Genomic DNA, 11,331 nt, shown 5'->3' with positions numbered 1-11,331 from the left:
GCGACCGGAGCGGCGCCACCCGTCTCACTCCCTGCGGTCCGTTCCCTCGACGTGCGCCCGCACCTCGTCCGGCGTCAGATAGGCGTTGGTGTACTCGAAGTCGTGCAGTTTGGCCGGCTTGCGGGCCTGGAAGCCGGTGCGGACGAAGTCGTCGCCGGCGATCGCGTTGAGCGTCCAGTTCGTGGCGACGCGGACCTTGGCGACGTTGGTGCGCAGTGCCGCCCAGTGGTAGCCGCGGGCCGCGACCTGGGCGGGCAGGCCGCGCAGTTCGATGCCGAGCGGCTTGGAGACGGCGTCCGTGCCGCCGAGGTCCACGACCAGACCGAGGTCCTTGTGGACGTAGGGCGTCAGGGGCTGGTTGCGCAGGGTCGCGATGACGTTGTCGGCGACCTTCTTGCCCTGCCGCATCGCGTGCTGCGCGGTGGGCGGGCACACCGCCGCCGCGTCGTCCTTGGCCCTGTCGGGCACCGCGGCGGCGTCGCCGAGCGCGAACACGCCGTCGTGGCCCGGCAGCTGCATCTCGGCGTTGACCGCGAGCCGGCCCCGCACGGTCTCCGCGCCGAGCGTGGCGATGAGGGGGCTCGCGACGACACCCGCGGTCCAGATCAGGGTGCGGGTGGGCACCACCCGGCCGTCGGTGAAGGTGACCTCCTCGGGACCCGCCTTCTCGATGGAGACGCCCAGCGAGACCTCGATGCCGCGCCGCTTCAGGATCTCCTGCGCACTGCGGCCGAGCTTGTCGCCCAGCTCCGGCATCAGCTTCGGGGCGATGTCGATGAGATGCCACTTGATCAGCGCCGGGTCGATGCGCGGGTAGCGCTTGACCGCGGCGTGCGTCAGCTTCTGCAGACAGGCGGCGGTCTCGGTGCCGGCGTATCCGCCGCCGACCACCACGAACTGCAGGCGCGAGGCGCGCTCCGCCGGGTCGTCGCTGGCGTCGGCCAGGTCGAGCTGGGAGATGACGTGGTCGCGGATGTAGGCGGCCTCGGCCAGGGTCTTCATGCCGTACGCGTGATCGGTGAGGCCCGGGATGTCGAAGGTGCGGGTGATGCTGCCGGGGGCCAGCACGATGTAGTCGTAGGGCTCGTTGACGATCTGGTCGGTGATCGTGCGGACGACGCAGACCTTGGCCTTCAGGTCGACGCCGATGGCCCCGCCCGGAATGATCCGGGTGCGGTACTTCTTGCTGCGCCGCAGCGAGACCGCGATCGACTGGGGCGTCAGCACGCCGGAGGCGACCTGGGGCAGCAGCGGCAGATAGAGCTGGTAGGCGAACGGCGTCACCAGTGTGACGTCCGCTTCGTCGGGCGCGAGTTTCCGCTCCAGCCGGCGTACGCACTCCACGCCGGCGAAACCTGCGCCAACCACCAGGATCCTGGGTCGTGTCACGGTGTCCATCCCTCTCTGCGGCTCCAGGCGGTCTGCATCCAACGCCCTTCGCATGCCCTGGATCGCTGCTTGCACCACATCGATCCCACCGTGGCCTCAGCCGTTCCGCCAGCTGGGTGCGGCAGGCAGACGAACGCGTCGAGCACCACCATGCCCGTCCGCGTGCCGAAACGCACTGGTCAGGAGTGAACCTTTTGGATCACGTGCGGCACAGAAAGTGGCGGGATTGTGTTCAGCCAGTGGTCAGCGGAACACGTTGTCGGCCTCGTCCCAGCTCGACAGTTCGTCGGGCACGGGCTGCCGGGGAGCGCGGGTGCGTGCCTGGTACATCGCGTCGATCTCGAACGCGTAGTGCCGCACGATCGCGTCCCGGCGCAGCTTCATGGACGGCGTCATGAGCCCGTTGGACATGTCGAACTGCTCCGGCAGCACCCGGAAGACCCGGATCGACTCCGAGCGCGAGACGGCGCTGTTGGCCGCGGCCACGGCCCGACCGATCTCCTCGCGCAGCGCATTCTCCTCGCGGGCCTCCCGGCTCGGCATGTCGCTCTGCAGGGACAGGGAACCGCGCCAGTACGCCAGGAACTTCGGGTCCAGGGTGATCAGCGCCCCCACGCAGGGCCGGTTGTCGCCGACGACGACCGCCTGGTGGATCAGCGGATGCATCCTCAACCGCTGTTCCAGGGCGGCCGGGGCGACGTTCTTGCCGCTGCTGGTGACGATGATGTCCTTCTTGCGGCCGGTGATCGTCAGATAGCCCTGCGCGTCGATCCGCCCGAGGTCGCCGGTGGCCAGCCAGCCGCCGCGCAGCACGGACCGCGTCGCCGCCTCGGCGTTGATGTAGCCCTGGAACACCGAGGGGCCGCGGACCAGGATCTCGCCGTCCTCGGCCACGGCGATCTCGTTGCCCGGCAGCGCCTGACCGACGGTTCCCGACAGCTCCCGGCCCAGCGGCTGCGCCGTGACGCCACCGGCGGCCTCCGTCAGGCCGTACCCGTCGTTCACATAGATCCCGATGCCCTCGTAGAAGAGGGTCAGTTCACGGCTGAGGGGCGAGCCGCCGGACGTCGCCCGCATCACCCGGCCGCCGATCGCGGCGCGCAGCTTGCGGTACACCGTCCGCTCGAACAGGGCGTGTTGCAGCCGCAGATCGAAACCGGGCCCCGAACCGCCGCCCAGCCGCTGCCGCTCCAGCGCCGCGGCGAAGTCCCTCGCCGTGTCCGCGGCCCGCTCGAACAGCGCCCCGCGGCCCGCCTCCTGGGCGACACGCAGGAAGTTCTTGTAGATCTTCTCCAGGAGCGAGGGAACCGCGCACAGATAGGTGGGCCGGAAGGACAGCAGGGACGCGGAGAGCGCTTCCTCGCTCATGTCGGGCTCGTGCGCCATCACCATGCCGCCGCGAATGCACAGGGTCTGCACCAGAAGGCCGTAGACGTGCGAGAAGGGCAGGAAGGCGAGCACCGAGGCCTGCTGCTCGCCCGGCGGGATCACGGTGTGCCCCCAGCCCGTCAGCAGGGTGTCGCAGGCGCTCGCCAGGTTGCGATGGCTGAGCGCACAGCCCAGCGCCCGGCCCGTGGTGCCGGAGGTGTAGCTGATGGCCGCCGTGGAGTCCGGCAGCACGATGCGGCGCAGCGAGTCGACCGTGGCCAGCGGGATGAACCTGCCGCGCTCCCGAAGGTCGCCCAGCGCCCCCGCGTCCAACTGCCAGACGTGGCGCAGCAGCGGCAGTGACCCGCACACGGAGCCGACCGTCATCACCGCCTGCTCGTCCTCCACCACCACGGCCACGCAGCCGGCGTCCCGCAGCACCCACTCCACCTGATCGCGCGAGGACGTCGGATACAGCGGTACGACCTCGGCACCGACCGCCCACAGGGCGTGGCTGAGCACGGTCCACTCGTACCGGGTCCGCGCCATGATCGCGACGCGGTGCCCCGGCGAAATGCCGGACGCGACCAGCCCCTTGGCCAGATCCACCACCTCGTCCCGCACCTCAACGGCGGTCAGCTCCTCCCAGGTGGCGGAGGACGGGGTGGGGCGGCGCGCCAGCATCGGCAGGGTGGGATTGAGGGCTGCCGTGTCGAAGACGGTGTCGGCCAGTCCGCCGGTCAGGGGCGAGACGGTGGGGGGAGCGAGGGCGAAGTCGCGCATGCGCTGCTCCTGAGCTGTACGGAGGGTGACCATGCCGACGAGTTCCGTTGTCGACGGTGCTCGAATCTAGCCCAGGTGGGTTCGGATGGTGACCGGAACCTGCGAAGTTGCGGATCCGTGATGATCAGGCCTGGGTGTGGCGCACGCAGCCCGTGACGACTTCCCGCAGATTGCCGTTGCGTGCCAGGAGTTCACGCTGAACCTGTGCGCCGGTGCCGCCCTTGAGCAGCCGGACGCAGGTCTCCCGGGCACGCTCCAGGTCGCCGGTATCGGCGAGCGCGCCGCCGATGTGTTCCAGCAGCGCCCGCACCACGCTCTCGGCGGACTGCCGCCGCATGGTCACGGGGTGCAGCAGCTCGTCGGTGAGACCGGAGCGCGCGGCCTGCCAGGCGGCCAGCCTCAGCAGGCTGACACTGTGGTCGAGGGGCGGGTGGCCGTCCCACCCCTCGCGGGCGGCGGTCTCCACGAGCCCCCGGGTCAGCGTGGCGACAAGGGCCGCCGTACCGGCGTGCAGGCAGACGTCCGCGACCCGGACCTCGACGGTCGGGTACTGCTGAGACAGACGCGCGTCGAAGTAGATCATTCCCTTGTCGAGGATCACCCCGCTCGCGACCATGTCCGCCACCCGGCCGTGATAGCGCTCGGCCGAGCCGAAGACCTCGGTGGGTCCGGCCGACGGCCAGCGCTGCCACACCCGGCTGCGATAGCTGTTGTAGCGGGTGTCCCTGCCCTGCCAGAAGGGGGAGTTGGCACTGAGCGCAGAGATCACCGGCAGCCAGGGCCGGATGCGGTCGAGGACCGCCACGCCCTCCTCGTCGGAGTCGACGGACACATGGACGTGGCAGCCGAGCACGAGTTGCTGCTGAACGGCGATGCCGTACTGCTCCTCCATCCACTGGTAGCGGCTTCCCCTGGTGACGGTGGGGCTGACGGGCAGGGGTGAGGTGGCGAGCGCGGCCACCGTGCACCCGATCTCCCCGGCGTGCCGGGCGGCCTCCCGGCGACAGCGCACGATCTCCTCGTTCAGGTCCGCCATGTCGGCCTGGGGATGCGTGTTGAACTCCAGCATCTGGTTGTACAGCTCTTTCTCGAACACGCCCTCGCACGTGTCGTCCCGCGCCGCACGGGCGAGCACGGCGGCGGACAGCGCCTTGGGCTCGCCCGTCTCCGGGTCCACCAGGAGGAGTTCCTCCTCCACTCCGACGGTGCGCACGTGAGACCGCCTTTCTGTGGCCGGGCTGCGGCTACGACGAGCACCGGGTACCCCGCCTGGCCGGTCACAGCAGCGGAGTCAGCCAGATCGTGGCGAGCGGCGGCAGGGTGAGCGTGATCCTCCCCTCCTCCACCTTGACGTCGTCGGGGTTGGTGACGTCACTGCCGCCGTAGCGCAGGGCGTCGGTGTTGAGGATCTCCCGCCAGGCGGGGACCTCGTCCGGCGCCCAGAGGCGGTAGTCGTGGCGCACGACGGGGGAGAAGTTGGAGACCGCGAGCAGCGGGCTGCCGTCGGCGGCGAACCGCAGGAACGCGAAGACGTTGTCCTCGGCGGCGTCCCCCATCACCCACTGGAAGCCGCAGGGCCGGGTGTCCTGCTGCCACAGCGCAGGGGTGCGGCGGTAGACGGCGTTGAGGTCGCGCACCAGGTCGCGGACCCCGCGGTGGTCGGGCTCGGCGCCGTAGCCGGGATCGACCAGCCACCAGTCCGGCCCGTGCTCCTGGGACCATTCGGAGCCCTGGGCGAACTCCTGCCCCATGAACAGCAGCTGCTTGCCCGGGTGGGCCCACATGAACCCCAGGTACGCCCGGTGGTTGGCCCGTCGCTGCCACCAGTCGCCCGGCATCTTCGACACCAGTGCCTGCTTGCCGTGCACCACCTCGTCGTGCGAGATGGGCAGGACGTAGTTCTCGCTGTAGGCGTACACCATCGAGAAGGTCATCTCGTTGTGGTGGTACTTGCGGTGCACCGACTCGTGCTCCATGTAGCCGAGGGAGTCGTGCATCCAGCCCATGTTCCACTTCAGGCCGAAGCCCAGCCCGCCGCTGTCGGTGGGGCGGGTGACCCCGTCCCACGCCGTGGACTCCTCCGCGATGGTCACCACGCCCGGTGCCCGGCGGTACACGGTCGCGTTCATCTCCTGCAGGAACGCCACCGCGTCCAGGTCCTCGCGCCCGCCGTGCACGTTCGGCGTCCACTGGCCCGAGTCGCGCGAGTAGTCCAGGTAGAGCATGGAGGCGACGGCGTCCACCCGCAGACCGTCGATGTGGAACTCTTCGCACCAGTAGACAGCGTTCGCCACCAGGAAGTTGCGCACCTCGATGCGACCGAAGTCGAACTCGTAGGTACCCCAGTCCGGGTGCTCGGCCCGCCGCGAGTCCCCCGGTTCGTACAGCGGATCCCCGTCGAACCGCGCCAGCGCCCAGTCGTCCTTGGGGAAGTGGGCGGGCACCCAGTCCATGATCACGCCGATGCCGGCCCGGTGCAGGGCGTCGATGAGGTACTTGAAGTCGTCGGGCGTACCCAGCCGTGACATCGGCGCATAGAAGCCGGTGACCTGGTAGCCCCAGGAACCGGCGAAGGGGTGCTGGGCGACCGGCATGAACTCCACGTGGGTGAATCCCAGACCGCTCACGTACGGCGGCAGCTGCTCGGCGAGCTGACGGTAGGTCAGCCCGTGCCGCCAGGAGGGGAGGTGGATCTCGTAGACCGAGAAGGGTGCCTCGTGCACCGGGAGGTCACCGCGGTGCGCCATCCACTCGTCGTCGCCCCACTCGTAGTGCGAGGCGTGCACGACCGACGCCGTGTCCGGCGGGACCTGCGCGTACCGCGCCATGGGGTCGGCCTTGAGGAAACGGCCGCCGTAGCGGGAGGTGATCTCGAACTTGTACAGCGCGCCCTCCCCGATGCCGGGCACGAACAGCTCCCACACCCCCGAGGCGCCCAGGGACCGCATCGGCAGGGCTGTCCCGTCCCAGCAGGTGAAGTCCCCGGCGACCCGGACCCCCTGGGCGTTCGGCGCCCACACCGTGAACCGGGTGCCGGTCACGCCCTCGTGCTCCATGGGCTCGGCGCCGAGCGCCTTCCACAGCTGCTCGTGCCGGCCCTCGCGGATCAGATGAAGGTCCAGTTCACCGAGGGCGGGCAGGAAACGGTACGGGTCGGCCGTCTCGTGCTCACCGTCCGCGTACGTCACCGCCAGCGTGTACGCCGGGATCGCCTCCAGGGGCAGTACGCCTGAGAACAGGCCGTCACCCTCAGAGGTCAGCTTCGCCCGCTTCCCGTCGACGACGACGCTCACCGCGCGGGCGTAGGGCCGCAGCGCCCGGAAGACGATGCCGCCCGGGACCGGGTGGGCACCCAGCAACGCGTGCGGGTCGTGGTGCCGGCCGGTGAGCAGACGTTCGCGTTCGCCGGGATCCAGGGCAGGCGCGGTCGTGCATGCGACGGTGAGCGGTCCGGACCGCTCGGGGAGCGAGGTGTCACGCAGGGCCACGGGTTCAGCCTCCTCTTACGGCGAGACGCTCGATCGCCGCCATCGGTACGGGGAGCCAGTCCGGCCGGTGCCGGGCTTCGTACAGGACCTCGTACACGGCTCGATCGGTCTCATAGGCACGCAGCAGTCCGTGCTTCTTGCGCGGGTCCCAGCCGGCCCGCTCGGCATAGCCCGCGCAGTAGGCCTCGCGGCAGCGGCGCGCCCACTCCGGGCGCCACGGGCGGCGCTGGCGGGCGGCGTAGTCGAAGGAGCGCAGCATGCCCGCGATGTCCCGCACCGGGGACTGGGTACTGCGCCGCTCGGCGAGTGGGCGGGACGGCTCCCCCTCGAAGTCGATGACGAACCAGTCCCGGCCGGCCCGCAGCACCTGCCCCAGGTGCAGGTCGCCGTGGATGCGCTGGGCGGGCGGCCCCGGATCGCAGGCGACGAGTGCGCCGAAAGCGGTGCGCAGCCGGGGCACGTACGGGCGCAGCGCCGGTACGCAGTGGGCCGCGGCGTCCAGGCGCTCGGTCATGGCCGCGGCCGTCCGCACGCTCTCGTCGTGTGCCCCGGCCGGGAAGGCGGCCGCCAGCGCGAGGTGCACCTCCGCGGTGGCCCGCCCCAGCTCGCGGGCCTGCACGGTGAACTCGTCGCCGGCGGCGAGCGCCTGCAGGGCCAGCGCCCAGCCGTCGGAGGCATCGGGCAGAAACGGCTGCAGCACCCCGAGTGTCGCCTGCTGCGGATGCGTCGTACGGAACCACGCCACCGGCGCCGGCACCCGTCCGCAGCCCTGCGCGGCCAGCGCGCTCGGCACCTCCAGGTCGGGGTTGATACCGGGCTGCACCCGCCGGAACACCTTCAGGATGAACTCGTCGCCGTACACCAGGGAGGAGTTGGACTGCTCGGCCTCCAGCACCCGCGGCACCAGCCCGGCGGGCACATGCGCGGACGGATCGGCCTCGAAGCGCAGCGGGCCCGCCGCACCGGGCTGCCGCAGCCGCTCCAGGAGCAGTTGCGCCGAACGGGGATCCTGCAGCGCGTCGTACACCGTCAGACCGGCCAGCGGGCCCTCCTCCGCCCTGCCGATCAGGGCCCGTCCGAGCCTCGGCGACACGTGCCGGCGCACGCCGAGCAGCAACTGGTAGCAGTCACCGGCCGGCGTGGCGCCGCTGGGCGCGGGCAAGCCGCTCTGACCGGTGTGCACCAGCAGGTGCAGACAGCCGGGGAACAGCTCCGTCATGGACAGCAGTCCGAGGTCCGTGACGGGCCGGTCCTTGCCCGCGAACCAGCGCTGCCGCGGCAGCCACTCGCGCAGCAGCCCGGCGAGCGAGGCCATGGGCCCGGCGGCGAGGCTGGGTCTGGGGCGGAGCGATGCGGTCTTCGCCATGGTGACGCGTCCTTTCCTCGCCTCACGCTCGAGGGCGGCGGCCGATGCGGGATGCGACTCGGGTGAGCCGGAACCAGTAGAAGCCGTGGCCGGCGAGGGTCAGCAGGTACGGCAGCTCACCGATGGCAGGGAAGCGCACCCCACCGATGAGCTCCACGGGGTGGCGCCCGTCGTAGGCCCGCAGATCGAGTTCGGTGGGCTGCGCGAACCGGGAGAAGTTGTTCACGCACAGCACCAGGTCGTCGCCGTACTCCCGCAGGAAGGCCAGCACCGCCGGGTTGGAGGACTGGAGTTCCGTGAAGGACCCGAGACCGAAGGCCGGGTTCTGCTTGCGGATCTCGATCATCCGGCGGGTCCAGTGCAGCAGCGAGGACGGGTCGGACATCGACGCCTCGACGTTGGTGACCTGGTAGCCGTAGACGGGGTCCATGATGGTCGGCAGGAACAGCCGTCCCGGATCGCAGGACGAGAAGCCCGAGTTCCGGTCGGGTGTCCACTGCATCGGGGTGCGTACGGCGTCCCGGTCGCCGAGCCAGATGTTGTCGCCCATGCCGATCTCGTCGCCGTAGTAGAGGATCGGCGAGCCGGGAAGCGACAGGAGCAGGGCGGTGAAGAGCTCGATCTGGTTCTCGTCGTTGTCCAGAAGCGGGGCGAGCCGGCGCCTGATGCCGATGTTGGCGCGCATACGCGGGTCTTTCGCGTACTCCGCCCACATGTAGTCGCGTTCCTCGTCGGTGACCATTTCCAGGGTCAGCTCGTCGTGGTTGCGCAGGAAGATGCCCCACTGGCAGCCCGCGGGGATGGCGGGGGTCTTGGCGAGGATTTCCGAGACGGGGTAGCGGGATTCCCGTCGTACCGCCATGAAGATGCGAGGCATGACGGGGAAGTGGAATGCCATGTGGCATTCGTCGCCGCCGTTCTGGTAGTCGCCGAAGTAGTCGACGACGTCCTCCGGCCACTGGTTGGCCTCGGCCAGCAGCACGGTGTCCGGATACATCGCGTCGATCTCCCGGCGGACCCGCCTCAGGAACGCATGGGTGGCGGGCAGGTTCTCGCAGTTGGTGCCCTCGGCCGCGTACAGATAGGGCACGGCGTCAAGGCGGAAGCCGTCGATTCCCAGGTCCAGCCAGAAGCGCAGGGCGGCCAGGATCTCCTCCTGGACCGCCGGGTTCTCGTAGTTGAGGTCCGGCTGGTGGGAGAAGAAGCGGTGGAAGAAGTACTGCCCGCGGACCGGATCGAAGGTCCAGTTGGAGACCTCGGTGTCGACGAAGATGATCCGCGCGTCGGCATACTGCTTGTCGTCGTCGGCCCACATGTAGTAGTCGCCGTAGGGGCCGTCGGGGTCCTTTCTCGACTCCTGGAACCACGGGTGCTGGTCGCTGGTGTGGTTCATGACGAAGTCGATGATGACGCGCATGCCGCGCTGGTGGGCGGCGTCGACGAATTCGACGAAGTCGGCGAGGTCGCCGAATTCGGGCAGGACCGAGGTGTAGTCGGAGACGTCGTAGCCGCCGTCGCGGAGCGGTGACTTGAAGAAGGGCGGCAGCCACAGGCAGTCGACGCCCAGCCACTGCAGATAGTCGAGCTTGACGGTGATGCCCTTGAGGTCGCCGATGCCGTCGCCGTTGCTGTCCTGGAAGGAACGGACGAGGACCTCGTAGAAGACGGCACGCTTGAACCACTCCGGGTCCCGGTCCTTGGCGGGAGTGTCCTCGAAGGTGTCCGGGACGGGCTGGTTGACAGTCATGTCGCTCTGAATCTCCGATCGGTGGCTACGCGGACGACTGCTGGACGTGGAGCACGTGTGCCGGGGCCCGCCCGGGATCCAGGCGCACATAGTTGGTTCTGCCCCAGTGATAGGTCTCACCCGTCAGTTCGTCGTGCGCGGACATGAATGCGTGCCACTCCAGACCGAGTCGCGGCATGTCCAACGAGACCGTGGCCTCCTGGGTGTGGTGCGGGTCGAGGTTGACGACGACGAGGACCGTGTCCCGGCCCGTGGTCTTGCTGTACGCGATGACCATGTCGTTGTCGGTGTGGTGGAAGCGTAGGTTCCTGAGGCGCTGAAGAGCGGGATGACGCCGCCGGATGGCGTTGAGCCGGGTGATGAGGGGGGTGATGGTGCGGCCTTCGCGTTCGGCCTTGTCCCAGTCGCGGGGGCGCAGCTGGTACTTCTCGGAGTCGAGGTATTCCTCGCTGCCCTCGCGCAGGGGGGTGTTCTCGCACAGTTCGTAGCCGGAGTAGATGCCCCAGGTGGGGGAGAGGGTGGCGGCCAGGATTGCGCGGAGTTCGAAGGCGGGGCGGCCGCCGTGCTGCAGGAAGGCGTGGAGGATGTCGGGGGTGTTGACGAAGAAGTTGGGGCGCATGTAGGCGGCTGCCTCGCCGGACAGTTCGGTGAGGTAGTCGGTGAGTTCCTGTTTGGTGGTGCGCCAGGTGTAGTAGGTGTAGGACTGCTGGAAGCCGATCTGGGCCAGGGTGTGCATCATGGCGGGGCGGGTGAAGGCCTCGGCCAGGAAGATCACGTCGGGGTCGGAGGTGTTGATCTCCGCGATGACCTTCTCCCAGAAGAGGACGGGTTTGGTGTGGGGGTTGTCGACGCGGAAGATCCGCACGCCCAGGTCCATCCACAGCCTGAGGACCCGCAGGGTTTCGGTGATCAGGCCGTCGAGGTCGGCGTCGAAGGCGATGGGGTAGATGTCCTGGTACTTCTTGGGCGGGTTCTCGGCGTAGGCGATGGTGCCGTCGGGGCGGTGGTGGAACCACTCGGGGTGTTTGTGGACCCAGGGGTGGTCGGGGGAGCACTGCAGGGCGAAGTCCAGGGCCACTTCCAGGCCATGCTGGGCGGCCTGGCGGACGAACCAGGCGAAGTCCTCCAGGGTGCCGAGCTGGGGGTGGACGGTGTCGTGGCCGCCTTCGGGGGAGCCGATGGCCCAGGGC

The 11,331-nt window shown here is 69.6% G+C and carries 7 protein-coding genes; all 7 read right to left on the bottom strand.

Annotated elements, in window-relative coordinates; genetic code table 11:
• Positions 1–24: 24 nt before the first annotated feature.
• Complete coding sequence (locus tag ABD355_RS01620; protein ID WP_344398147.1) at positions 25–1,398, bottom strand: NAD(P)/FAD-dependent oxidoreductase; 1,374 nt, start codon at positions 1,396–1,398, stop codon at positions 25–27.
• Between the two features lie 234 nt (positions 1,399–1,632).
• Positions 1,633–3,540, bottom strand: coding sequence for an AMP-dependent synthetase/ligase (locus ABD355_RS01615; RefSeq protein WP_344398146.1), 1,908 nt, complete (start codon positions 3,538–3,540; stop codon positions 1,633–1,635).
• Positions 3,541–3,664: 124 nt separating this feature from the next.
• Positions 3,665–4,753: a glutamate--cysteine ligase 2 gene (locus ABD355_RS01610; protein WP_344398145.1), complete on the bottom strand. Its 1,089-nt coding sequence runs from the start codon at positions 4,751–4,753 to the stop codon at positions 3,665–3,667.
• A gap of 64 nt (positions 4,754–4,817) precedes the next feature.
• Complete coding sequence (glgB, locus tag ABD355_RS01605) at positions 4,818–7,028, bottom strand: 1,4-alpha-glucan branching enzyme (protein ID WP_344398143.1); 2,211 nt, start codon at positions 7,026–7,028, stop codon at positions 4,818–4,820.
• Positions 7,029–7,032: 4 nt separating this feature from the next.
• Complete coding sequence (locus tag ABD355_RS01600; protein ID WP_344398142.1) at positions 7,033–8,394, bottom strand: maltokinase N-terminal cap-like domain-containing protein; 1,362 nt, start codon at positions 8,392–8,394, stop codon at positions 7,033–7,035.
• A 22-nt stretch (positions 8,395–8,416) separates the two neighbouring features.
• The gene (gene treS, locus ABD355_RS01595; RefSeq protein WP_344398141.1) at positions 8,417–10,141 is read right to left on the bottom strand and encodes a maltose alpha-D-glucosyltransferase; all 1,725 of its coding nucleotides are present in this window, start codon (positions 10,139–10,141) and stop codon (positions 8,417–8,419) included.
• 25 nt (positions 10,142–10,166) lie between these two features.
• On the bottom strand, positions 10,167–11,331 hold a 1,165-nt coding region (locus ABD355_RS01590; RefSeq protein ID WP_344398140.1), incomplete at its 5' end, for an alpha-amylase family protein.

It is taken from the genome of Streptomyces longisporus, assembly GCF_039532765.1.
Taxonomy (GTDB): Bacteria; Actinomycetota; Actinomycetes; order Streptomycetales; family Streptomycetaceae; genus Streptomyces; species Streptomyces longisporus.
The sequence above is the reverse complement of the archived record's forward strand: the minus strand, read 5'-3'. Positions and strand labels throughout refer to the sequence as shown.